The sequence below is a fragment of the Bartonella sp. AP1QHHD genome, assembly GCF_042196265.1.
GTDB lineage: Bacteria > Pseudomonadota > Alphaproteobacteria > Rhizobiales > Rhizobiaceae > Bartonella.
The window spans coordinates 53,997-79,311 of record NZ_JBHIPW010000064.1 but is presented as its reverse complement, the minus strand read 5'-3'; the positions used below and the strand labels follow the sequence as shown (position 1 = coordinate 79,311).

General features: G+C 40.6%; 18 protein-coding genes. 2 read left to right on the top strand and 16 right to left on the bottom strand.

Annotated elements, in window-relative coordinates; genetic code table 11:
• Positions 1-20: 20 nt before the first annotated feature.
• Positions 21-1,847, top strand: a complete 1,827-nt coding sequence (locus ACFIME_RS06240) for an aminopeptidase P family protein (RefSeq protein ID WP_375684657.1) — start codon at positions 21-23, stop codon at positions 1,845-1,847.
• A gap of 966 nt (positions 1,848-2,813) precedes the next feature.
• Entirely contained in the window at positions 2,814-3,446 is a 633-nt protein-coding gene (locus ACFIME_RS06235; RefSeq protein WP_375662085.1) for a hypothetical protein, read from the top strand.
• A gap of 417 nt (positions 3,447-3,863) precedes the next feature.
• On the opposite strand, the gene ligA is transcribed toward ACFIME_RS06235, so the two are convergent.
• From ligA to ACFIME_RS06155, 16 genes are all read right to left on the bottom strand, one after another.
• Positions 3,864-6,023, bottom strand: a complete 2,160-nt coding sequence (gene ligA / locus ACFIME_RS06230) for an NAD-dependent DNA ligase LigA (protein WP_375662084.1) — start codon at positions 6,021-6,023, stop codon at positions 3,864-3,866.
• A 111-nt stretch (positions 6,024-6,134) separates the two neighbouring features.
• Positions 6,135-7,796 (bottom strand): DNA repair protein RecN, encoded by a 1,662-nt coding sequence (recN, locus tag ACFIME_RS06225; protein WP_375655100.1) that lies wholly within the window; start codon positions 7,794-7,796, stop codon positions 6,135-6,137.
• 6 nt (positions 7,797-7,802) lie between these two features.
• Positions 7,803-8,696 carry an outer membrane protein assembly factor BamD gene (locus ACFIME_RS06220; protein ID WP_375632987.1) on the bottom strand — a complete coding sequence of 298 codons (894 nt, stop codon included), beginning with the start codon at positions 8,694-8,696 and terminating at the stop codon, positions 7,803-7,805.
• Positions 8,697-8,854: 158 nt separating this feature from the next.
• A complete protein-coding gene (lpxC, locus tag ACFIME_RS06215) occupies positions 8,855-9,739 on the bottom strand; it encodes a UDP-3-O-acyl-N-acetylglucosamine deacetylase (RefSeq protein WP_375632989.1) in 885 nt (294 codons plus the stop codon).
• A gap of 214 nt (positions 9,740-9,953) precedes the next feature.
• A complete protein-coding gene (ftsZ, locus tag ACFIME_RS06210) occupies positions 9,954-11,717 on the bottom strand; it encodes a cell division protein FtsZ (RefSeq protein ID WP_375632991.1) in 1,764 nt (587 codons plus the stop codon).
• 65 nt (positions 11,718-11,782) lie between these two features.
• The gene (gene ftsA / locus ACFIME_RS06205) at positions 11,783-13,084 is read right to left on the bottom strand and encodes a cell division protein FtsA (protein ID WP_375613372.1); all 1,302 of its coding nucleotides are present in this window, start codon (positions 13,082-13,084) and stop codon (positions 11,783-11,785) included.
• On the bottom strand, positions 13,081-13,992 hold the full coding sequence (locus ACFIME_RS06200; RefSeq protein WP_375684656.1) for a cell division protein FtsQ/DivIB: 912 nt from the start codon (positions 13,990-13,992) through the stop codon (positions 13,081-13,083). Before ACFIME_RS06200 ends, ftsA begins: the two co-directional genes overlap by 4 nt.
• Complete coding sequence (locus ACFIME_RS06195; protein ID WP_375662083.1) at positions 13,980-14,900, bottom strand: D-alanine--D-alanine ligase; 921 nt, start codon at positions 14,898-14,900, stop codon at positions 13,980-13,982. The genes ACFIME_RS06200 and ACFIME_RS06195 overlap by 13 nt, the downstream gene beginning before the upstream one ends.
• Before the next feature lie 238 nt (positions 14,901-15,138).
• Positions 15,139-16,116 (bottom strand): UDP-N-acetylmuramate dehydrogenase, encoded by a 978-nt coding sequence (murB, locus tag ACFIME_RS06190; protein ID WP_375662115.1) that lies wholly within the window; start codon positions 16,114-16,116, stop codon positions 15,139-15,141.
• A complete protein-coding gene (gene murC / locus ACFIME_RS06185; protein WP_375662082.1) occupies positions 16,094-17,521 on the bottom strand; it encodes a UDP-N-acetylmuramate--L-alanine ligase in 1,428 nt (475 codons plus the stop codon). Before murC ends, murB begins: the two co-directional genes overlap by 23 nt.
• A complete protein-coding gene (gene murG, locus ACFIME_RS06180; RefSeq protein ID WP_375662081.1) occupies positions 17,505-18,641 on the bottom strand; it encodes an undecaprenyldiphospho-muramoylpentapeptide beta-N-acetylglucosaminyltransferase in 1,137 nt (378 codons plus the stop codon). The genes murC and murG overlap by 17 nt, the downstream gene beginning before the upstream one ends.
• A complete protein-coding gene (locus ACFIME_RS06175) occupies positions 18,634-19,788 on the bottom strand; it encodes an FtsW/RodA/SpoVE family cell cycle protein (RefSeq protein ID WP_015856642.1) in 1,155 nt (384 codons plus the stop codon). The genes murG and ACFIME_RS06175 overlap by 8 nt, the downstream gene beginning before the upstream one ends.
• Before the next feature lie 143 nt (positions 19,789-19,931).
• On the bottom strand, positions 19,932-21,326 hold the full coding sequence (gene murD, locus ACFIME_RS06170) for a UDP-N-acetylmuramoyl-L-alanine--D-glutamate ligase (protein WP_375684655.1): 1,395 nt from the start codon (positions 21,324-21,326) through the stop codon (positions 19,932-19,934).
• A gap of 4 nt (positions 21,327-21,330) precedes the next feature.
• On the bottom strand, positions 21,331-22,401 hold the full coding sequence (gene mraY, locus ACFIME_RS06165) for a phospho-N-acetylmuramoyl-pentapeptide-transferase (protein WP_375633003.1): 1,071 nt from the start codon (positions 22,399-22,401) through the stop codon (positions 21,331-21,333).
• Positions 22,402-22,422: 21 nt separating this feature from the next.
• Positions 22,423-23,844 (bottom strand): UDP-N-acetylmuramoyl-tripeptide--D-alanyl-D-alanine ligase, encoded by a 1,422-nt coding sequence (gene murF / locus ACFIME_RS06160; protein WP_375684654.1) that lies wholly within the window; start codon positions 23,842-23,844, stop codon positions 22,423-22,425.
• The gene (locus tag ACFIME_RS06155) at positions 23,841-25,292 is read right to left on the bottom strand and encodes a UDP-N-acetylmuramoyl-L-alanyl-D-glutamate--2,6-diaminopimelate ligase (RefSeq protein ID WP_375662079.1); all 1,452 of its coding nucleotides are present in this window, start codon (positions 25,290-25,292) and stop codon (positions 23,841-23,843) included. Before ACFIME_RS06155 ends, murF begins: the two co-directional genes overlap by 4 nt.
• Positions 25,293-25,315 lie beyond the last annotated feature (23 nt).

Here is a 25,315-nt window from a genome sequence, read left to right as displayed (position 1 = left end):
TAAAAGAAAAGGACGTCGTTATGTATCAATCTTTTGAGGCGACAACAAATCCTGCTTATGCAGCAGAACGCATTTCTTGCCTTCGTAAAGAACTCAATCACCTTGGACTCGATGGTTTTCTTGTTCCGCGGTGCGATGAGCATCAAGGAGAATATGTCCCCCCTCATGCTCAACGTCTTAGCTGGCTAACCGGCTTTACTGGCTCAGCTGGGATTGCACTGATTTTAAAAAACAAAGCCATCATATTTACAGATGGGCGATATAAGCTCCAAGTTCGCCAACAAACTGATCCTGATATTTTTAATTATGAAGATCTCATAACTTGTCCTCCCTCACAATGGCTTGAAAAAAATGGTCAAAAACTTTCTATTGGCTTTGATCCATGGCTCCACACGATTGCTGCCACCGATGCATTGAGAAATGCATTAGAAATGAAAGCAGGTGGAAAACTTGTAGAAGTTCAACATAATCCCATTGATCTGCTCTGGCATAATCAACCAAAATTACCACAATCTGCCTTATCAATTCACCCTCTCAAATATGCTGGGTGCGATACAAATGAAAAACTCGCTTTGATTTACAAAGATATACAGCAAACTCATGCAAATGCTTTTATTTTTACAGACCCCTCTTCCATTGCATGGACATTCAACATACGGGGCAATGATGTTTCCAACACGCCTTTTTCCCTTTGTTTTGCTCTCATTCCACTTAACGAAACACCAGCTTTATTCATTGACAACAAAAAACTTGGTGTAGAACAGAAACAATATCTAGAACGTTATGCAAAATTATATGAACCAGAACAGCTTATTCCCAAGATCAAAGAGTATGTTCAAAAAGGGACAGTGTTTGCCTTAGATCCACAGCTAACATGCGAAAAATTACGAACTGTTATTGAAGAAAAAAATAGCTCTTTTATCACACTTACTGATCCTGCTGCTCTACCACGTGCCATTAAAAATGACACAGAACTCTATGGCGCACGCAAAGCGCATCTACGCGATGGTGTTGCCCTAACCCGTTTTTTTTCTTGGTTAGATAAACAAATACCAGGGTCAATAAGTGAAATTTCCGCTGCTCAAAAATTAGAAGAATTTCGCATAAATACAGCAAAAGAAATGGGAGAAAAACTTAAAGATCTTTCTTTTGATACAATTTCAGCAGCAGGAGAAAATGGTGCCATTATTCATTATCGTGTAACAACGCAAACAAATAAACAACTCAAAGCCGGTGAACTTTACCTCGTTGATTCAGGTGGACAATATCGTGATGGTACGACTGATGTCACACGCACCGTAGCAATTGGGAATATTGGAGAAGAAGAAAAACACTGTTTTACGCTTGTCCTCAAAGGCATGATTGCTCTTTCAACTATCAGATTTCCAAAAGGCACACGAGGACAAGACCTTGATTCTCTTGCACGCATTGCATTGTGGAAAGCTGGTTTTGATTATGCCCATGGCACCGGTCATGGTGTTGGATCTTATCTTTCTGTCCATGAAGGACCGCAAAATATTTCTCGCAAAGGGTGCCAAGAACTCATCTCCGGTATGATTCTTTCAAACGAGCCAGGCTATTACCGCGAAGGCGCTTTTGGTATCCGTCTTGAAAATTTGATGATTGTGAAGCCAGCACAAAAAATTGATGGTGGAGATATAGAAATGCTCTCGTTCGAAACACTCACACTTTGCCCCATTGATCGACGGTTAATCCTTCCAGAGCTTTTGACACAAGAAGAACGACAATGGCTCAATGATTACCATGCGCGCGTTTATCAGATGAATGCACCTTACTTGAACGAAGAAGATAAAAAATGGGCAAAAGAAGCAACAATGCCCCTTTAAATGAAGCAACGTATAACTTTTACTCTTTCTACAAAACACAGGATCTTCTCTTTTTAAGGGAAAAATATGTATCTGCATCAGGAAATACAAAAAATATTTCTACAAGATACTTCAAGTTTTTTGCTGGTACGGTAAACGCTAACCTCGGTGAAGCAAGATGAGATACACCTATACGTGGTAATACTTATCTTGGCGATCTCCATCTAGACATTATTATATCCCTATTTCTTTTATATGGAAACTTTCGTTATATTTTGTAATCCTCCGCATCGTATTTCTAAAACACCTATTATAACCAGCTTATTACGCTGTTTGGATTCAAAAATTCTGCATATTTATTCGAATAAATTTTACCTTTTTGTTTGCTTCATAATGATAATTTATATTTTTAAATTCTTGAGTTATTTTCAACAGCTGTAATTCCTTATAATACATATTGCTACAATAAAATAGAATCTGCTATGAAATAAAAGTTAAGTATTTAGAATTTAAAAGAAATAGCATGATGATAACATCAGCGTTAAGGTTTTTTATTTATTTGCATAGTTAACAGTACAATATTATTTTCTAGACTATTACTTATTGTTGAAAAACGTTATCCACAATATAAATAGTTTCCAACTGCACAGTATGAAAACAACATATATGGAGGTATATGTTTTTACCTGAACATGTCATTCAGCTAAAAAATTAACAACAATAACAGAGTATATGAAAAACTACATAACACAAAAACAGTCACATAAGTAAAGGAGATTCAAGCTCTCTACAAAATTTCACAAATACTTTGAAAAAGACACAATAAAGCGTGTATCTTATGGCTTGTTAGTTAACAAAATCTTAAGCACAGATCTTAATAAGCTATATCCTTATCCAGTATTTTAGAAATAAAGTGATTATCCTAATGCGTATAGTTTTATTTTGTTCCATAATATTATTTTTGGATACTATATTGGGCCTTCTGTATTGAAGGAAATTACTAAATTTAAGCGAGTTCCTATTGCTGTATTTTCTGAAAATCAAGTCATTACTCCAAATAAGTACGATAAATTATACGAAGAGTACGTAAAGACACAATATCCTGATAATATATACGAAGAGCGTCTAGAAATTGCGAAAAAATATCTGGATAATAAGAGTTATGGTGTATATCATGTTCTAAACCCTGGTATGATAGTGCTAATTCCTGAAAATATAAATCTTATCCATGCGAAAGTTGTTTGGTGTGCATGCCTTGTGGACTTATTACAGAGAGAGTATAATAAAAAATTTCCGGCATTATCCCTACCTACCTACATACATAAGTTACGTTCTCAATATAATTGGAAAGAAAGCGATTTCATTTGGGCAAAAAATCTGGTCATGAACTCGACAGATCCAATGTTTAGATATGCACGAATGGTATTTAATTCTGAAATATTCTCAGTCCAAATACTAGCTCTAATAAACGAAATTTCCTATGCTGAGAAATTTGAGAGAGATGAAGGAAGTCAGAAAAAAAATTATGCTGCTAGACGCATTAGTGAATATCCGAAATTTTGTAATGAAATTGGACAAGTGTACCATCTAATAATGCCTGATAAGCATAGATACCAGTAATCTTTTATAATTCAACATAATAAACAACTCGCAGTTATATCCCTTATTCATTTATAGCGGAATGTTTTATTATATTTTGTAATCTTCCGCGTTATATTTCTATTACGTCATTATAATTGGTTTATTACGGCATTTTGGATTAAATTATACATATTTGTTCAAAAATTTTACCTTTCTTCACAGTAATAATTTATATCTTTTACTAATAATAACCTTGTATATTCTTCATCATAATAGTTTAAGTTTAATATTTAAGTTCAACGTTAATCATTTTTAATAACTTAATAAATATCAAAATATATGGCGCTCTGTTTTTGCAAAAAACAGCCCCTATTATCCCCCTTTTTGATTTCATCCCCCCAAAAATGTAAGAGAGATAATCATACAAACAGCATACGATCTTCTGGAAAAATCCCTCTAAACATTATGTTTCTCAATCAGCTGTAGCCAAGCCTCTTCATCGATAACCTCAACACCTAATTCCTCAGCTTTAGCCAACTTGGAGCCCGCTCCAGGTCCTGCAACAAGAAGATCTGTTTTTTTAGAAAGTGAACCAGATGTTTTAGCCCCTAATCGCTCTGCCAATGCTTTTGCTTCATCGCGTGACATATGCGCCAAAGTTCCTGTAAAAACAATGATCTTCTCTGCTATTGGTGAAGAATCTGCTATGATAGGCTCCTCATCAAGAGGTATTACTTCTTCAAGCAAAACAGATAAAATCTCACGGTTATGCGCTTCTTGATAAAAATCAACAATTGCGCTCCCTACCTGTGGTCCAATTCCTTCGATATTGGTAAGCTCTATCCAAGCCTCATTTCCTTCTTCATTTTCCTTATCACATGGCATAAGTGCTTCCATAGCCGCAGTCTCAAAAGCTGTATAATTTTTATAAGCGCGTGCAAGGCGGCGTGCATTCACTTCGCCAACATGACGAATCCCCAATGCAAACAAAAAACGGCTCAACGGAATTTCTCGGCGCGCATTAATGGCATCATACAATTTCCGCACTGAAACAGTACCAAAACCTTCCATATTTTCCAAACGTATCAAAGATTTTTCTTGGCGCCGTTGTAAAGTAAAAATATCGGCTGGTGTATGAATACAAAGCGCCTCATCTTGAACATGGAAAAAGAACTCTACCTGTTTTTTACCCAAGCCCTCAATATCAAAAGCATTGCGTGAAACAAAATGACGAATACGTTCAATTGCTTGTGCAGGACAAATAAGCCCCCCTGTACAGCGACGCACGGCTTCTCCCACTTCACGAACAGCATGACTCCCACAAGCTGGACACAAATGAGGAAAAATAAAAACAGCAGCATCTTTCGGGCGTTTTTCAATGATAACATCAATAACTTGAGGGATCACATCACCAGCACGTTGTACAATCACGCTATCGCCTACACGGATATCACGCCCTTCACGAATGGGCTCTCCTTTATGACCAATTCCCTTAATATAATCCTCATTATGCAAACTAGCATTGGTCACCACCACTCCACCAACAGTAATAGGCGTAAGACGTGCAACAGGTGTCAAAGCTCCCGTGCGCCCAACTTGAATGTCAATATTCTCCAAAAGCGCTATCGCTTTTTCTGCTGGAAATTTATGGGCGATAGCCCAACGCGGCGAACGAGAAACAAACCCCAAGCGCTTTTGGAGCATCAAATCATTGACCTTATAAACAATGCCATCAATATCATAGCTTAAAGAATGACGGCATTCTTCGATATCGTGATAATAGCAAATAATGTCTTCTACTGTCTTAAAGACTTTTGTTAATGGATTGATAACAAAGCCATACTCTTTTAGCTTTTTCATCATCTCCATTTGACTTTCTGCCAATATTTCACTCACCTCACCACAAGCATAAGCAAAAAATTGAAGTTTTCTGCTAGCGGTTATCCGTGAATCAAGCTGACGGAGAGAACCAGCCGCCGCATTTCGAGGATTGGCAAAGGTTAACTTGCCCTTCTCTTGTTGGCTGATATTCAGTGCTTGGAAATCCTCCCGCCCCATATAAACTTCACCACGCACCTCAATGATACCAGGAAAATCACCTTGCAAAACTTGTGGAATATCAGCAATTGTTCGGGCATTTGCCGTCACATTTTCACCGACAGTTCCATCCCCACGCGTTGCCGCACGCACAAGCTGCCCCTTTTCGTACCGCAAAGACAAAGATAAACCATCAATTTTTGGCTCCGCTGTTATTTCCAACACTTGTGTTTCTGGAAGCCGTAAAAAACGACGAATACGCTCAACAAATTCAGTAACATCTTCAGAGCTAAACGCATTATCAAGTGAAAGCATAGGCTGTACATGAACAGATTTTTCAAATTTTTCAGAAATTGGTGCTCCAATTTTATGTGAAGGAGAATCAATACGTATAAGCTCTGGAAAAAGAGCTTCAATTTCTGCATTACGACGACGTAAAGCATCATATTCTGCATCAGAAATTTCAGGCTGATCATCACGATTATAAAGCACATCATGACGTGCAATCTCTTTTGCCAACCACTCTAATTCACGTTCTGCTTCAACAGCTGTGAGATTTTTATATGCATCTTTGTTCATAAAATCTATTCCAAATTACAAGCGCTGCCACAAGGGCCTCCCACGCCTCCTCATCAAGTGAATCTCAATAAATATAAGCTTTCTAGTATTTTTATCGCTGACTAATTACCTTTATGCGAGAAGCTTTTGAGCCGCTGCACGCGCTTCTTCAGTAATCTGTTCTCCAGCCAACATACGGGCAATTTCTTCTGCACGCTCATGCTCTTTCATTTTATGAATCGCAGTAACAAAGCGTCCTTTATCATGACTCTCAATTTTTGAAATAAGAAAATGACCATGCGCTTTCGATGCAACCTGTGGAGCATGCGTAATAGCGAAAACTTGGACATGTTCTGATAAGCGTTGCAACCGTTGCCCAATAGCCGCTGCAACAGCCCCCCCAACACCTGTATCAATTTCATCAAAAATCAGCGTCGGTGCTGATCCTCGATCAGATAAAACAACTTTTAATGCCAGCAAAAAACGGGATAATTCACCGCCAGAAGCCACACTAAGCATCGGCCCAGCACGTGTTCCAGGATTTGTCCGCACCCAATATTCAATACGATCACATCCCTCTGCACTCCGCTTTTCCACATCACTTTGCATTTCAACAATAAATTCAGCCCTCTCTAACTTCAATGCCGGCAACTCAGCCATAACACTTTCAGATAAATGCTTTGCTGTCTCCCGACGCTTTATTGTTAAGGCTTGCGCCAATGTATCATAATTTTTCTTTGCCTGCTCTGCCTCATCTTCAAAACGTGTCAATATAGTCTGAGCCTCTTCAAAATCAGCGAGTTCTGCGTCCATTTTATCGCGTAACTGAATCAATTCATCCGCAGAAACTTGATATTTACGAGCAAAACCCCGAAGAGAAAAAAGACGCTCTTCTATCCGTTCCAATTCATCAGGTTCAAAATCTAATGCTCGTATTGCCGTCTCAATACCTTCTTGTGCTGTTGCAAGTGCATGCAATGCCTCATCAATAGATTTCACCACAGGTGCAATAAGTTCTTGCGCCTCAGGAATTTTCCGCTCCAAACGCCTCACCAAATTAGAAAGCACTGGGATTGGTGATTTTTGACCCGTTAAAAGATCATCCGCTTCTTTAATATCTGTTGCTATTTTTTCTAATTTAAGCATATCAGCACGACGAAGAGAAAGAGCTTCCTCTTCACCAACTTTAAAATCAAGCTTTTCAAGCTCTTCTACACACGCACGAAGATAATCAACCTCCCGTACAGCACTCTCTACTTTAAGACGCTGCCGTTGCAAACGCTCCTCAAATTCACGCCATGAGTGATAACACTGACGCAAATTTTCCACTTCATCTTCAAGACCACCAAAGGCATCTAATAATTGGCGATGTGTAGCAACATCAACAAGCGCACGATCATCATGTTGTCCATGGATTTCAACCAGCAAACGGCCAACACTCCGCATCAATGCAACACTAGACACCTGATCATTGATAAAAACACGGCTACGTCCATCACTTGATTGCACACGTCGTAAAATAATATCACCCTCATCATCAAGACCATTCTCACGAATAAGTTGACGTGCAGGATGTGAAACAGACACATCAAAAACAGCTGTGACCTGCCCGCGGTCAGCCCCATGACGCACAAGCGAAGCATCACCCCGCCCCCCTAGAGCAAGTGATAAAGCATCAAGGAGAATAGACTTCCCCGCACCCGTTTCTCCAGTTAAAACCGTCAACCCCGCTGTAAAATGAATATCGAGCGTTTCGATCAAAACAATATTATGAATCGAAAGCTGTACCAACATAGAGAATCAACGTATCCTCTTCTTGTCACCACCTAAAGCATTTGAGATCCAAGAAGATTTATGCTCACGTGGCGATATTTTATTCTTCTGCAAGAGATTATAAGAAAATTTATACCACTCACTTTTGGGATAATTACGTCCTAAAATAGCTGCTGCCGTCTGTGCTTCCGCCGTTAAGCCGAGAGCAAGATTAACTTCAGTCAAGCGGAAAAGTGCTTCTTCAATTTGATTTGTATCAGAATACTCCTCAACCACGGTACGAAACCGTCTACTTGCCGCAAGATAGCGCCGTCCCTCTTCATAATAACGGCCAATCTGCATTTCTTTACCAGCCAGTTGTTCGCGACCAAAACGGATTTTATCCTTAGCATCCTTGACATACTCAGAATTAGGATAACGCTCTATAAGAAGCTGCATAGCAGCAATAGCACGTTTCGTGTCACGTTGATCACGCGTAACATCAGGAATCCGACGGAAAGAAGAAAGACCAATAATATAGTATGCATAAGCCGAGTCAGTCGACCCTGGATAAAGAGTAATATAGCGTTGAGCCATACTAATTGAATCATCATACTTTCCGAGTCGATAATTAGTAAAAGCACCCATGACCAAAGATTTACGTCCCCAGTCTGTATAAGCGTACTGTTTTTCAATCTTCAAAAACTTCTTCGATGCGTCCCCAAGCCGCCCACTTTCAAGGCTAGCAAGCGCCTGATTATATAAAACATCTGGTGGCTCTATTTTCAAAACATAAGCAGATGGATCAAGGGTATTTTTCTCTTTAAAGAGGCATCCCGCTAACATACAGGTGCTTCCCAAAAGCACCACCCCCAATATCTTGCGTACAATGTTAGATTTTCTATATGTCATATTTCCAATGCACACATGAGATTTTTTCATAGTTTTTCCGGCCTCCACAGAATATCACCTTGTAGCAAAAACAATTTATCAAAGGTTTTATACCATATCACTTTAAAATCCACATAACCAATTTAGCAGTTTAGGTCAATCATCCCCTTAAAAATCAAATAAACGATAAAAAAATCTTGTCAATTTTTTTACTCTTTCTCTAAAAAGCTTTTTTCATAATATGATTCGTCTGCCAAAACAGCCTTCACCAATTGCGCATTAATTCTATGCCCACTACAATAAGAACGAAATAATCCAATAAAAGGTGCCCCAAGCAAAGCAGTATCACCAATCGCATCAAGCATCTTGTGCCGAACACATTCATTCTCCCAATAAGGACCATCGGGATTTAAAATTTTATCATTAAGGTCGATAACAAGAGAATTTTCCAAAGAAGCACCTCTCGCCTTTCCAGAAAGCCTTAATTCCTCCACGTCTTTGATAAAACCAAAAGTGCGTGCACGTGACAAATCATCCCTAAACCCTCGTGTGGTAAGATCAAAACTGAAATGTTGCTTACCAATAGCAGAAGAAGGAAAAGAGATCGTTATATCAAAACGACGTCCATCGAATGGCAAAAGCTCTGCAACACCATGAGCTCCTTCAACCCGCACCGGCTTTTTTATAATGAAATAAGAACGCAACGCATTTTGCTGTACAATACCAACATCTTCAAAAGCTTGGCAATATAGCCACGCTGAACCATCCAAAATAGGAATCTCATTATGTGACACTTCAATAACAAGATTATCCAAATTATAAGCAGCAATTGCCGCCATCAAATGTTCAATTGTTTCAACCCTTACATCTTCATCTCCAAGTACTGTTGATAATTCAGTTTCTCCTGTTTGCGATGCATGGGCTTGAAATATTTTCTCTGTTCCGTCTAATCCACAACGCTTAAAAACAATACCACACCCAACATCCGCTGGACAAATCTTTACCACTGACAAACAGCCACTGTGAACGCCAATCCCCTTAAATGTTACTGCTTTTTTAAGAGTAGACTGATATTTTGGTACTAAATTCATCATATCATGTTATTAAATTGCTTGTACATCTTTTAACAAAATTTATAAAACTATAAAAAATATTCATAGTAAATAATAAAAAAAAACCGCTTATTATAAGCGGTTTTTTTTAAACAAAGTATTTTATCCAAAAAACAGTAATATATTTTACTGTATAATTTTTGTCTGATCATTAAAGAAATAATAAAATTTCTTACTTTACCTCATTTTTCATCAATTAATTTGCCTGACGACGTAAAAATGCTGGTATTTCCAACTGATCTTCTTCACTTATAAATGTACGCTGATCTTGTGGTACCTGAGGATGCAGCTCACCAGAACGACGTGGAACATAAACAGAAGCATCTTGAGAAAGCGCCTGAGAATTTTTATTGTAAACATGAGACTCTTTCTGCTGAGACGATCTAACAGCAGGCTCCAGCCTCGCTTCTGGCTCAGCTTCTTCACGATGTGTCAAGCTCTGTTTCAAACGCTGCCAAAGATTACGAGGACCTTGATCAGTCACAAATGTTCTTTGACTTTGTCCATGAGCAACAGGTGGAAAATCCTTTAACTCAGGCATACGCATTGGAGCGCGCGCTTGCATTTGTTTTGGTTGCACTGGCTTTTCTTTTTGCTTCACAAGCCCTGTCATCTCATCAAGAACATGCGCTGTTGCCTCCATACTCACAGGAGCCGTCATCGCCTGTTGAGAACCACGGCTTACTTGCATACGAGGCACATTTGATCTCTGTTCCTGAACAGCATTTGAACCATACGCAACAGCATTCGTCGCACTTCGTGTCGTCATTGAGTCTGCAGGATGTGCAAAAATTTGACTTTTGGGACGGAACTGTTCTCCGGTTGATTTACCCTTCTCTATTTCAAGTGATTCGATTACTTCTACCATTGACTCAGAACGCAGAGGCGAAGATTGAACATGAAAAGAACTGTGTGACGTTCCAGGATCGCTCTTGCGTATTGAAGAAGCAGTCCTTTGAATCTGAGGATGAGAGGACTGAACCACATCACTAACTTCACGATCAATACCGGTGGCAACCACAGAAACACGAATAACACCTTCCAATGACTCATCATCAATAGCGCCAAAGATCACATTCGCATCAGCATCTACTTCTTCACGAATACGATTAGCAGCTTCATCAACTTCAAAGAGAGTCATATCACGACCACCCGTAATAGAAATCAATAAACCACGCGCCCCACGCATAGAGGTATCATCCAACAATGGGTTTGCAATAGCAGCTTCAGCCGCAGCCAAAGCACGCCCATCACCAGATGCCTCACCCGTTCCCATCATGGCTCGACCCATTTCGTGCATAACAGAACGAACATCAGCAAAATCAAGGTTAATCAAACCCTCTTTAATCATCAAATCCGTAATGGAAGCAACACCAGAATAAAGCACTTGGTCAGCCATAGCAAAAGCATCAGCAAACGTTGTCTTATCATTTGCAATACGGAAAAGATTTTGATTGGGAATAACAATCAATGTATCGACAGACTTTTGTAATTCTTCAATACCAGCCTCTGCCGTTTTCATACGACGTGCGCCTTCAAACTGAAACGGCTTTGTCACAACACCAACAGTCAAAATACCTTTTTCACGCGCTGCGCGAGCAACAACGGGAGCAGCTCCTGTTCCAGTTCCTCCCCCCATACCAGCAGTAATGAAAACCATATGAGAGTCTGCAAGATGATCAATAATTTCATCAATACATTCCTCCGCCGCCGCTTGTCCAACTTCCGGCAAAGCCCCAGCACCCAAACCTTCTGTCACAGCTGCCCCAAGTTGGATAACACGTTCAGCCTTTGACATAGCCAAAGCCTGTGCATCCGTATTTGCAACAACAAAGTCAACTCCCTGAAGACCAGCATTTATCATATTATTCACGGCATTCCCGCCACCACCTCCAACACCAAAAACGGTAATGCGTGGCTTCAATTCCGCGATATCTGGCCGATGCAGATTAATCGTCATTTTCTTTTCCTTCTCATAAGACACCGCAAGCCAAAGCGATGAAATTTATCCAACTAGACACTTAACTAAAAACTCTCACGCAACCACTGACCAACACGCTGAAAATATCCACGCGTGCCCATCGATAAATGATTTCCTGCCGCCTGCATTGTTTTTTCTTCAAACCCCACCAATTGCGGATAAATTAACAACCCAACAGCAGATGTAAACGCCGCCCCTTTTGCAAGAGAAGGAAGCCTCGAAATACCTAAAGGCCGCCCGATACGAACATTTCTTCCTAATATAGTACGTGCCATTTCTGGCAATCCTGTTAACTGGCTTGCTCCCCCAGTCAAAATAACACGTTTACCAATGATGTGACCAAAACCAGAACGATTTAAACAATCACGGACCATTTCTAAAATTTCTTCAACACGCGCACGAATGATACGCCCAAGAACCGCGCGAGGATATTGAGTTTCACGCTGTTCACTCCCAATTTCTGCTACATTAATCATTTGCCGCTCATCAGCACTTGTTAAAAGTGCTGAACCATAAACAACTTTTAAACGTTCCGCCTCTGTTAAAGACATAGAAAATCCGCGCGCAACATCAAGAGTCACATGATGCCCCCCAACAGCAAGAGCATCCGCATGAATAAATTTCCCCTCAAAAAACACTGAAAATGTTGTTGTTCCACCACCAAAATCAATACATGCAGCCCCTAAACGCGCCTCATCATTCATCAAGACAGCAAGACCACTTGCAAAGGGAGTAGCAACCATTGCTTCAACACTCAAATGTGCACGATTAATACAAGTTTCTAAATTACGCAAAGAGGCTGTTTCTGCTGTTACCACATGCACGTCGACACCAAATGTTTCCCCTGCCATGCCAATAGGATCAAAAATTCCTTTATCTCCATCCAATACATAAGAAACTGGAACTGAGTGCATAACATGACGTTCAGCATCAAAGGCTTTACGCGAAACATCTGAAAAGGCCATACGCATATCACGCTTGGTGACTTCACGACCATTCAAATGGACCTTTCCATTAATCAAAGCACTTTGTAATCGACTTGAGGAAAAATTCACAATCACTGAATCCACCACCAAACCCGCCATTTTTTCTGCCGCATCAACAGCCAATCTTATGGATTGTTCTGCTGCAAACATATCCATGACAACACCAGATTTAATACCACGTGAACGCTGCACTCCAAAGCCTAGAATTTCCGTAGAATGTGTACGACCATGTAAATAGTGCGCATGCTTCAAAGGACGCAAACAAGCAATAAGACAAACAATCTTACTTGAACCGACATCAAGTACCGTTAAAAAACGTGTTTTACGCCCCTTCAAATGATGTGATCTGAGCAGCATCATAGGCTTCCTGCCTTTCGCGCTTTTAAAATACGTTCTTCTTCTGCTACAGTAGTATGATAACGCTCCAACGTTTCATCTGATAAAGAAACAGTAATTCGATCAGCAAGACGTAAATCAACACTGAGAATATCGCGAGATAAAAGATCTTGCATTGTACCGGACGAAAAAAGAGAAGAAAGCCTTTCAAGAGCACCATTTTCAGGCAACATAACGCGCATTCCATTATTCAAAACAAGATCCCAACGTCGATCACCTACCCGCACAAAAGCACGAATACGATCATATACTTCCGGATAGACTGACAGCGCTTGAATAAACACTTTAGCAGCATTTTGTGCACCCTGCCCAACCACAAGAGGTAAATCCCGAACAATTTCCCCTTTAAAAGGCACAATGACACGACCTGTATTATCAACAATATCCATTATGCCATCATGTTGCCAAATGGCATAGGGTTCACGCTCCACAATGGAAATGCGCATTCTATTGGGATAAATTTTCTGAACATTAGCCGATTGCACCCAAGCCTGTTTTTCCAAAAGAGAACGTGCTTTTTCAACATCAAAAGTGAATATAGAAGGCGCAACATCAAGTTTTAAAATTTTAAAAATATCCTGCTTTGCCAAGCGCTTATTACCGCTTATATCGACATGAGTGACCACAAAACTACTATCCAATATGATCGTATTTACGATCACAGCCATCTGACCACTTGATGAAAGTCCATAAAAAGCCGTAACAAAGAAAAACCATACAACAGCAAAAGAGCCGAAATGGCGTGGAATATGAATATTGACAAAAACAAACTCAAACATAAACCGGAGAAAACGACGATAAAGACGTGGCAAAGCCGGCACTGAAAGCACCTCCATCGGAACATTTGTTTTATTAACATTCAACGCATACATGATGCGTCCTCCACCATCCATTGAACAATATCGCCGTAAGTACGGCCGCTCGCTTTTGCAATATCAGGAAGAAGAGACGTCGATGTCATACCGGGTTGCGTATTAATTTCAAGCCAAACCAATTCTCCCGTTTTCTCATCAAAACGAAAATCAGAACGGCTAACACCTCGACACCCTATCGCCTGATGGGCTGCTAAAGACATTCTTTGCACACTTTGGTAAATATTTAGTGAAAGTTGTGCAGGACAAATGTGAAGAGAACCACCCGTTTTATATTTCGAGTCATAATCGTAGAATGGAAAGTGTTTATCGGGAAGAATTTCACACACATCCAGCACTTCATTCCCCAAAACAGCACAAGTCAATTCACGACCAGGAATATATTTTTCAATCATCACCTCATCAGCATACCCCCACTCAGCTCCCCCAATACTATGCGGCGGTGCTGCTTCATTTTCCTGGACAATGACAACACCAAAACTTGATCCTTCACACACAGGTTTAATTACATAAGGAGGCTCCATGGGATGCGTTTGTCCCAAAGCAAAGCGGCTCATGATACGAGAAGGAGCAACACAAACCCCAAAATTTTCAACGATAATTTTTGCACGTCCCTTATCCATTGCCAAAGCGGATGCCATCACACCAGAATGGGTATAAGGAATTTTTAAATATTCAAGAATCCCCTGGATCCGGCCATCTTCACCAAATGGACCATGCAATGCATTGAAGGCAATATCGGGCTGCAACTGTTCAAGAACAGAAGCAATATGAGCGTCAACATCCACGCGGCTCACGCGATACCCCTGCACCTCTAGAACATCAGCACACGCCGCCCCCGAAGATAAACTTATAGACCGTTCAGAAGAAAAACCTCCCATTAACACAGCTATATGTTTATCTTTCATAATAAATCACCCTCTTTCGCATACTATATGTAGTCTATATAGAATACATCAGCACCACATACAGGAAAAACAAAGTTTATCCTTGCGAATCAATAACCTAGCATTTTGCATAATGAATCAGACTCAAAAGCCTGATGCAAGAGATTCTTTGTTAATTTATTGATTCTTAATAGAATTTTTTTATTATCTCTTTGAAATGACTCAATTTTTTATTTTCACTTTTTTAGTGAACAATAAATCAATGAAATGGATCAAAAGGAGAAACACTTCGACCACGCTCAAATTGACCAATACGCTCTATTTCCCATTGTAAAAGGTGGGCTGAATTTGCAAAAACACGCGCACGCACTGTTTCTCCCAATGCTTCAAGATCATATCCTGTTGCTTGCCCTGTATTAATCATAAAATTACAGTGCATTTCACTCATTTGAGCGCCACCAATCTGTAAACCACGACACCCTGCTTCATCAATCACGCGCCACGCGGATGTATTCTCAGGATTTTTGAAAGTTGACCCCCCTGTTTTTTCGCGAATAGGTTGCACTGTTTCTCTGTGGAGGGCAACTTCATCCATAGCAGCACGAATATCATCTTTATTGCCGATTCTTCCTTCTAATAAAGCAGCCGTAAAAATAAAATCTTTAGGAATATCACAATGGCGATAGGAATAATGCATATCTTTCACACTCAAGATATGACGTTGCCCTTTACGATCCAGCGCATAGACCTCGACAACACGCGCTGCAGTTTCAACACCATTCGCACCCGCGTTCATTTTGAGAGCTCCTCCAAGACCTCCGGGAATACCATGATAAAAATGAAAACCTGCAATCTCAGCTTCTAAAGCGGCAGCAGCTAAATGTTTATCCGCCGTACCAGCACCAACTAAAAAGCCTTTTGGAGAAACTTGCTTCACTTGCCCAAATTTTTTTGGCGAAAGACGAATCACAACACCAGGAACCCCCCCATCACGCACCAGAAGATTAGAACCAATACCGACAATTGTTACAGGAACAAATTCAGGCAAATTTTGAAGAAAGAGAGCCAAATCTTCTTCATCAACAGGCTGATAAAAAAGCTCTGCCAACCCGCCCGTGCGAAACCACGTTACCTTACGCATCTCAACATTAGGTGTAAGCTTTCCTCTCACGCCACCCAACAGTGGTTGCAATTGCGCCAATAGCGCCTCACCATCAATGTGCTGAAAATTTACCATGACCATCCAATACCGCTAATTGATGAGGCAACGCACAAGCCCATTGTGTGATATTGCCAGCACCAAGAAAAACAACATAATCCTCTGCCTGAGCAAATTTTGAGACAAGAGACACGACATCTTCCAGACTATGTATCAAGCGCACATCACGATGACCCGCCATTTTAATATGCTCTACCAATTCTTGAGAACCAAATCCTACAATAGGCTCTTCACCAGCCGCATAAACGGGCGTAATCAACACTGTATCTGCATCATTAAAACAAGCAGAAAAATCATCAAATAAATGATACAAACGTGAATACCGATGGGGTTGTGCAATCGCAATAACACGCCCTTTTGCACTCTCACGTGCTGCACGCAAAACAGCCTTTATTTCAACAGGATGATGTCCATAATCATCAAATATTTCAATGCCACGCCAATTTCCTGTTCGCGTAAAACGCCGTTTTACTCCGCCAAATTCTGCTAAGCCCCTTTTTATAGCTTCATTTGAAATGCCTAGTTCATGCGCAATAGCAATCGCCGCCGTTGCATTAGCAACATTATGCTGCCCTGCCATGGGCAAAAGCAAATTTTTCAACTCAATCTTTCTTCCTGTTTTGCGTGAGCGAACAAGAACATCAAAATGCGTTTTTTGACCATCCATCGAAAGATTAAGAAAACGAACATCCGCTTGTGGATTTGCACCATAAGTGATCACCCAACGATCATCAATACGGCCCGCCAATGACTGAACCTCTGGATGATCAAGACACAAAACAGCAAAACCATAAAAAGGAACATTTTCTACGAATTGCCGAAAAGCCTCACGCACAGCATCAAAATTTCCATAATGATCCAAATGCTCAGCGTCAATATTAGTAATAACAGCAATATCAGCAGGCAGCTTTAAAAATGTACCATCACTTTCATCAGCTTCAACAATCATCCAATCGCCATCTCCTGTACGAGAATTCGTACCATAAGCATTAATAATACCGCCATTAATCACCACTGGATCAAAATGACCAGCATCAAGAAGGGCTGCGACCATTGATGTGGTTGTTGTTTTACCATGTGTACCACCCACCGCAATTGCACGCCGAAACCGCATCAGCTCCGCCAGCATTTCTGCACGTCTGACAAGCGGCAAATGTCTTTCCTTTGCAGCAATATACTCAGGATTTGTTTTTTTAACGGCAGTAGAAAAAACAACAACCTCTGCATTCCCTAAGTTTTCAGCACAATGACCTATATGAACGTTAATTCCTTTTTTCCGCAAACGTTCAACATTTGCACTTTCAACTTGATCTGACCCTTGAACTTTATAGCCAAGATTATAAAAAACCTCCGCAATTCCACTCATACCGATCCCCCCGATTCCGATAAAATGGATAACGCCTATATCAAGTGGCATTTTCATTAAAAAGCTCCTCTTTTATATCTGACAACAATCGCCCTGCAATTAAGGACTCAGCCATATCAGCAAGGCAACGGGTTGCATGAGGTTGTCCAACTTTTTTTGCAGCAAGCGCTTGTTTTTCCAATAAATGGGGCGCACAACAAGCGTGCATTAAAAGAGAAAAAAGCTTTTGTGCATTTAAATCTTTTTCTGATACAATTTGCGCACCACCTACACGAGCAAGCAGAGCTGCATTGGCAGCCTGATCATGATCTAAAGCATGGGGATAGGGAACAAGCAAAGCAGGTCTACCAATCACCGCTATCTCACAAACGGACGAAGCCCCAGCGCGCGACAAAATAAAATGAGCATGTGCCATACGTTCAGCCATATCATCAAAGAAAGGAGCAACTTCTGCTTGTACGCCCATATCACGATAGATTTTGATCAACCTTCCTGCTTCACCGCGGACTTGCTGTACAATTCGTAAACGTTTACGGTTCTTATCATCAAATAAAGCAATAGCTTCTGGAACAATATGTGAAAAAGCAGAAGCCCCTTGGCTACCTCCAAAAATCAAAAAATTAAATGGCTTTTCTCCCTCTGAAGAATGATAAGGAATTTTGGCCGCCTTCAACACAGCCTCACGGACAGGATTCCCCGTCAAAAGTATTTTATGAGCATAAGCGCCTTTTGGTGACAACAAACCACCAGCGATTGCACGCACAAAAATTGCCAACACCCGATTGGCACGCCCCATAACAGCATTTTGTTCATGAATAAATGTTACACGCCTCGTTAAGGCCGCAATAAAAAGAGGAGGAAAGCTCGGATACCCCCCAAATCCTCCAACAAGAACAGGACGTAATTTATAAAACAACGCCAACGTTTGCCCCATCCCCCTTAGCAAAGACCAAAACGTCTTTATCAGAGCAAAAGGATGGCGTCGTGTAAATGTTGCCGATGAAACGATATGAATATGCCCTTCATCAAAGCACCGAACAAAAGGTCGTGCTCTTTCATCTGTTATTAAATGAACATCATATCCACGCTGCCTTAATTCAACAGAAAGGGCTTCAGCAGGAAAAAGATGTCCACCTGTACCACCAGCCACCAAAACAATAACTTTTTTATCATTCATAAGGGGTATCCAAGACAGAAGAGGAAGAAAAAGCTGAAAGGCGCGCTTCTGGCCAACGACGTGTTAAACTGAGCAAAATGCCCATTGAAAACGCAATCGCCACCATCGAAGAACCACCATAAGAAATAAAAGGCAATGTCATGCCTTTTGGAGGAATTAAGTGAAGATTAACGGCCATATTAATCGCTGATTGAAAGCCAATCATCATTGCTATGCCAGTAATACCAAGACGTATAAAGGAATCACGTGTATTCATGGCTATATACAATGAACGCATAACGATAAAGCCAAAAAGCATCATAATTAATAAACAAAGAATAATACCATATTCTTCAGCAGCAACGGAAAATACAAAATCTGTATGGCTATCAGGAATGATACGTTTTACTGTTCCCTCCCCAGGGCCTTGCCCAAACCAACCACCATTCAAAATAGCCTCACGTCCTACATCCACTTGAAACGTATCCCCTTCACCTGTCAAAAAACCATTAATACGCTCGCGCACATGATGCAGAAAAAGATAAGCTAAAATAATTCCTACAACGCCTAAAATGAGAAAGAGAAAAATAATGGTAAGAGGTACACCAGCAATAAAAAATAGCCCCCCCCATGTTGCACTTATTAAAACTGTTTGTCCAATATCAGGCTGCAAAACCAGAAGCACACAACAAATGGCATAAAGTAGAATCGCTAACGTATAACCCAGAATTCCCCTCCTGCGTATCTGTTCTGAAAAAAGCCAAGCGGACATAACCACAAAAGCTGGCTTCATAAACTCTGAAGCCTGTACAGAAAAACCAAATAGTAGAATCCACCTCCGTGCTCCCTTTAATTCTGGACCCCAAAATAAGGTTGCAACCATAAGAGCAAGCGTTACAATGAGCAAAAGAGCACATAAACGACGAATATTAGAAAGCGAAAAAAAGGAAATGGTAACCATCGTAAAAAATGCTGAAATGCTAAAAATGATATGCCACCGAACAAAATAAAAACTATCAGCAATTCCGATTTTTTTTGCAATAATAGGGCTGGCAGCAAAAGACAGCATAATGCCAATTCCCATTAAAATTAAACAAGCTGCAAAGATAGAGCGATCAATCGTCCACCACCAATTAGCAATTGGATCTCTATCTGCACGCGTCACCATGATATCCACCTTATCCATTTTATAAATTATCTCAAAGTGATATGGTTCCCCAGCCTGTTTAACAAACACTTTAAAAACTAAATTACACAAAAAAAGATTCTGGAGTCTTAACGCAAAAATATTTTTTTATAACTGATGCTTTTTTATTGTAACTGCATCACAAAAGAGACAAATGCTTCGCCTCGCATTTCATAATTTTTAAATTGGTCATAACTTGCACAAGCAGGTGACAAAAGAACCGTCACCTCTTTTTCCTTACAACCCATTGCGTCAACAGCTGCTTCACGCACCGCATTTTTCAAAGTTAAACTTATAGAAAAGGGAAACGCAGATCCAATAGTGCGAGCAAATTCTTCTGCCGCGCTCCCAATCAAATAGGCTTTACGAATTTTAGGAAAAAATTCTCTAAGAGACTCTATCCCTCCCTTTTTTGCCTGTCCCCCAACAATCCAAAAAATATCATTAAAGGTGGAAAGCGCAGGAGCTGTTGCATCTGCATTAGTAGCCTTGCTGTCATTGATAAACAAAACCGCCCCCATTTTACGCACCTGCTGCATACGATGATCCAACCCTTTATAACTTGCTAAATGCTTGTTCACAGAAGGATCAGTTATTTTTAAAGCCTGCAATGTTGCTAATGCCATAAGGGCATTTTGCGCATTATGTCTCCCACGTAACACCGCCATAGGAGCAAGATCTGCAAGCATATGGCGCTGTCCTTGACGAACAGAAAAGAGCTTGGTCCCATCTGCATAAAAACCATTTTCAACAAAATGATCCTTGGAAACTGCCTCAATTTGCTTCCCATCATGAAGTAACTGTTGATATAAAACCCGACAAGCTGCATCATCAACTGAAATGAAAGCCTGAGAAGCCTGAGCAATCAGATGCCTTTTGGTTTGCACATAACAGGCAAAACTCCCATGTCGATCAATATGATCAGGTGTTAAATTCAATAAAAGTCCAATGGTCGGCTGAAGAGAGGGAGTAAGATCAATTTGAAATGATGAACATTCAATCACATAGATACGTTTTTTAACAAATGGCTTAAGCGTCAATATTGCCTTTCCGATATTCCCCCCCACCTGCACATCATAACCCATTTTTTCCAACAAATGCGCAAGTAAAGCCGTTGTGGTTGACTTTCCATTCGTCCCCGTAATCGCAATGAAAGGAACATCTTGGTCACAAAAACCATAATGCTGTAAAAAATGCTGGCGCGCACGAACAAATAATTCAATATCACCGATAATTTCTATATTTTTTTTTCGTGCTTTTTCAACAACCCAATGGGGTTGAGGATAATTTAAAGGAACTCCAGGAGCTACAATCAATGCAACAAATTCTGACCAATCTTCATAACGGAGATTTCGCGTTGGAATATTGTGCCGAAAAGCCATCTGCACGCTTGAAGGACTATCATCCCACGCCACCACTTCTGCACCGCCACGCATCAATGCTTGTGCCGTTGCTAGTCCAGACTGTCCCAACCCAAACAGAGCAACTTTTTGACCTTTATAACACGTAACAGAAATCACATTCTCACCGCAATTTAAGTGTTGAAAGACCTATGAGAGCGAGAACAATTGAAATAATCCAAAAGCGTATCACGACTTGGCTTTCAGTCCAGCCTTTTTTCTCAAAATGATGATGTATCGGTGCCATAAGAAACACTCGTTTTCTTGTTAATTTGAAATAACCAACCTGAATAACGACCGAAAAAGCTTCCACAACAAAAAGCCCACCAATAAGAGCCAAAACAATTTCGTGCTTCGTAGCGACTGCAACAGTCCCTAATAATCCTCCAAGAGCCAACGAACCAGTATCTCCCATAAAAATAGCTGCAGGTGGTGCATTAAACCATAAAAAACCAAGCCCTGCCCCAACAACAGCTCCCAATAAAACAGCCAATTCACCTGCTCCCGATACATAATGGATTTGGAGATAATCAGCAAAATTCATATTACCAGAAAGATAAGCAATCAGAGCAAAAGATAAGGCTGCAACCATCACAGGAACAATAGCAAGGCCATCAAGTCCATCCGTCAAATTAACCGCATTACCCGTCGCGACAATAACAAAAGCAGAAAAAGGAATAAAAAACCAGCCCAAATTGATAAGATAATCTTTCAAAAAAGGCAAAGCGAATCCAGATGAGCCAATTTGTAGGATGACAAAAGCAGCGATTGCGGCAACACAAAACTCCAAACTTAACCGTGCTTTCCCAGAAAATCCTTTGTCTGTTTGTTTTGTGACCTTAAGATAATCGTCATAAAATCCAATTGCCCCAAAAGAAAGCATAACCAATAGCGATACCCAAAAATAAATATTCGATAAATTACACCACAAAAATGCCGATACCACAATACCGGTTAAAATCATCAATCCACCCATTGTAGGTGTTCCAGCCTTTTTAAAATGTGTTTGAGGACCATCCGCACGAATCGGTTGCCCCTTACCCTGCCGCAATTTAAGAGAAGCAATGATGCTAGGTCCAAACAAAAAGACGATGAGCCCCGAATTAAGCATAGCCGCTATCGTGCGAAAAGTAATATAACGAAATACATTCACACCTGGAAGCCAATCACTAAACGAAGAAAAAAACAGCATCATGGTACAAAAAACCTCTTAAAACTATGAAGAAACCGCTTTATAGCGGTCAAGCAATGCAGTCACAATATTTGATGAACAAAGGCTATTGGATGATTTAACCATAAGCAGATCCCCAGAAGAAATTTCTGCTAAAAGGAGAGATAAAATTTTCTCAATATTTTCAGCATAATGAACCTTAACACCAGCAGACAAATCACTGACTAAAGATTTCATCGCCTCACCAAATAGAAAAACCGGATTAGCACCGGAAAGACGTATTGGCTTTATTAAATCACGATGAAGCTTTTCACTATACTCCCCTAACTCTAGCATATCTCCTAAAATAGCAATTCGCCGCCCCTCTTCCCCGACTGGTCCTGTAGCAAGAAGCTCAAGCGCAGCACGCATAGAAGCAGGATTTGCATTATAGCTTTCATCAATGAGATAAAATTCACCCCCATTTGATAAAGACAGTCGATAACGAACACCTCGCCCCTTTTGAGAAGAAAAATAGCGAAAAGAAAGAAGAACAGGCTCTAACTCAACTCCCATAGCATCACAAGCAGCGATAACCCCTAAACTATTTTGCACAATATGGCGTCCTGGAGCACCAATTTGAACCTTCCTATCCCGCCCCCCAATACGCACAATCATAGAAGTACTATCAGTTAGAAGACGTATATCTCGCGCTTGATAATCAGCATCTTTAGTCTCACCAAAGCTTAAGATCTTCTTTACACCACATTTCTTTGCTTTTTGAACGAGATAAGAAAAAAAATCACTATCCGCATTTAAAATGGCAATTCCTTTTTCATCTAATCCTTCAAAAATTTCAGCTTTTACCTTTGCTATTTCTTCAAGATTTTTGAAAAAACCCATATGTCCTGCACAAATATGCGTAATGAGAGCAACATGCGGACAAACAAGTTTGACCAGAGGGCGAATCTCATCTCTATGATTCATGCCAATTTCAAAGATACCATAATCACTCTCCATAGGCATCCGCACTAAAGTGAGTGGAACCCCCCAGCAATTGTTTAAAGAAGCGAGATTCGCATGAACATTCCCAACCGTTGCAAGTGCTTGTTTCAAAGCCTCTTTTGTCGTTGTTTTTCCCACCGATCCTGTTATCGCGATAATCTTAGCTCTTGAACGTTTGCGTGCAGCTTGTGCAAGTTTTTCTAAGGCTTGCAAAACATCAGGAACAACAATAAGTGGAGCCGATATCTTTTTCATATCCCTCAAACGGTGTTCCGCAACGATAAGAACGCCTGCACCTCGTTCATAAGCTTGCGCAGCAAAATCATGACCATCAAGATGATGCCCTTTAATGCAGAAAAAAACATCCCCTTCCGCAAGAGTACGGCTATCAATGGAAACCCCAGAAAAAGTTTCTGGCAGGCTTCCCATTACAACACCATTAACTGCAGCAACAAGTGCTTGCTTATCCCATAAAGTTGTCATTTCTTTCGGTCCTCTAAAGCTTCTATCGCTTTCAGACGATCTGAAAAAGGATAAGTTGTCTGCCCTATAATTTGGCCATCCTCATGACCTTTTCCAGCAATGATTAATGTATCACCAACTTTCAAAAGCTCCACCGCGTAAGAAATAGCCTCTCCACGATCTGCTATCTCTATTGCTGTTGGCACCGCCTGTAAAATATCCTTGCGTATTTTTTCTGGCATTTCTGTGCGAGGATTATCATCCGTTACAATAACAATATCCGCTTTATCCGCCGCAATTTTTCCCATCAAAGGTCTTTTTCCTTGATCACGATCTCCTCCACAACCAAAAACAACGATCAAACGCCCTTGCGTAAAGGGACGAACAGAAAGCAAAACCTGCTCCAAAGCTTCTGGTTTATGGGCATAATCAATATAAACAGGCGCATTATTTTCTGTCTTTCCCACAAATTCCAACCGCCCAGGTGCCCCCTGCAAAGTTTCAAGCGCAGAAAAAACCTTACGAGGTGAAACACCAGTTGCAATTGCTAACCCCGCTGCCATAAGCGCATTGGCTACCTGAAAATCTCCAGCCAAAGGCAAATCAAATGTATAAATATTATTTTCCACACGACACTCAATACACTGTTTTGAGCGTTGATGTTCAACACGATTAATCGTGATAAATTGCCCCTTACGACCAATTGTCAAGACACGGCGGCGTGCTTGTGTAACAACATCAATAACCTTTTGTGAATAAACATCATCAGCAAAAATCAAAGCAGGAGAAGATACAGGCAAAAGTGTATCAAACAACCTCATTTTAGCCCGCAAATAATCCTCTACCCCCGTGTGATAATCCATGTGATCTCGCCCTAAATTAGTAAAGGCACCAGCCGTTAAACGAACTCCATCAAGTCGTCCTTGATCAAGCCCATGCGAAGAAGCTTCAAGAGCTGCATGAGTCACACCTTCATGAGAAATTTCATAAAGAAGACGGTGCAAGACGACCGGATCAGGTGTTGTGAGAGAACCATAAACATTCCGTTTAGGAGAAACAACACCAACCGTTCCTATACTCGCAGCACAAAATCCAGCATAAGTCCAAATTTGCCGAAGAAAAGAGACAACAGATGTTTTACCACTTGTACCAGTCACAGCAACGACCGTTTCAGGCTGAGAACCGTAAAAACGTGCAGCTGCCAACGCTAAACTATGACGAACATTAGAAACACGTAAAATGGGAACAGATAAATCCTCAAGAACAGCATGACAGTCTGTAACGATTGCTCGTGCGCCACGCTTTATCGCATCATCTATATAGTGTCTTCCATCACTTTTTTTCCCCTGAACAGCGACAAAAACATAGCCCGGCAAAACTTGCCGAGAATCCACACTTATTCCTGTTATTACTATTGAAGAAAGACTTTCATCTTCAACACATTCTGTAAAAACTGTTCCAAACAACATAACGATGCACCTTTGTATTTATT

What these genes read in the sequence shown, in the direction of transcription:
- lpxC (WP_375632989.1), bottom strand. Translation starts at nt 9,739, where the DNA reads ATGATGAATTTAGTACCAAAATATCAGTCTACTCTTAAAAAAGCAGTA.
- recN (WP_375655100.1), bottom strand. Translation starts at nt 7,796, where the DNA reads ATGTTGGTACAGCTTTCGATTCATAATATTGTTTTGATCGAAACGCTC.
- mraY (WP_375633003.1), bottom strand. Translation starts at nt 22,401, where the DNA reads ATGATGCTGTTTTTTTCTTCGTTTAGTGATTGGCTTCCAGGTGTGAAT.
- ftsZ (WP_375632991.1), bottom strand. Translation starts at nt 11,717, where the DNA reads ATGACGATTAATCTGCATCGGCCAGATATCGCGGAATTGAAGCCACGC.
- ACFIME_RS06200 (WP_375684656.1), bottom strand. Translation starts at nt 13,992, where the DNA reads ATGTATGCGTTGAATGTTAATAAAACAAATGTTCCGATGGAGGTGCTT.
- murG (WP_375662081.1), bottom strand. Translation starts at nt 18,641, where the DNA reads ATGAATGATAAAAAAGTTATTGTTTTGGTGGCTGGTGGTACAGGTGGA.
- ACFIME_RS06240 (WP_375684657.1), top strand. Translation starts at nt 21, where the DNA reads ATGTATCAATCTTTTGAGGCGACAACAAATCCTGCTTATGCAGCAGAA.
- murC (WP_375662082.1), bottom strand. Translation starts at nt 17,521, where the DNA reads ATGAAAATGCCACTTGATATAGGCGTTATCCATTTTATCGGAATCGGG.
- ACFIME_RS06155 (WP_375662079.1), bottom strand. Translation starts at nt 25,292, where the DNA reads ATGTTGTTTGGAACAGTTTTTACAGAATGTGTTGAAGATGAAAGTCTT.
- ACFIME_RS06175 (WP_015856642.1), bottom strand. Translation starts at nt 19,788, where the DNA reads ATGGTGACGCGTGCAGATAGAGATCCAATTGCTAATTGGTGGTGGACG.
- murB (WP_375662115.1), bottom strand. Translation starts at nt 16,116, where the DNA reads ATGGTAAATTTTCAGCACATTGATGGTGAGGCGCTATTGGCGCAATTG.
- ACFIME_RS06220 (WP_375632987.1), bottom strand. Translation starts at nt 8,696, where the DNA reads ATGAAAAAATCTCATGTGTGCATTGGAAATATGACATATAGAAAATCT.
- ligA (WP_375662084.1), bottom strand. Translation starts at nt 6,023, where the DNA reads ATGAACAAAGATGCATATAAAAATCTCACAGCTGTTGAAGCAGAACGT.
- ftsA (WP_375613372.1), bottom strand. Translation starts at nt 13,084, where the DNA reads ATGATGCTGCTCAGATCACATCATTTGAAGGGGCGTAAAACACGTTTT.
- murF (WP_375684654.1), bottom strand. Translation starts at nt 23,844, where the DNA reads ATGACAACTTTATGGGATAAGCAAGCACTTGTTGCTGCAGTTAATGGT.
- ACFIME_RS06195 (WP_375662083.1), bottom strand. Translation starts at nt 14,900, where the DNA reads ATGAAAGATAAACATATAGCTGTGTTAATGGGAGGTTTTTCTTCTGAA.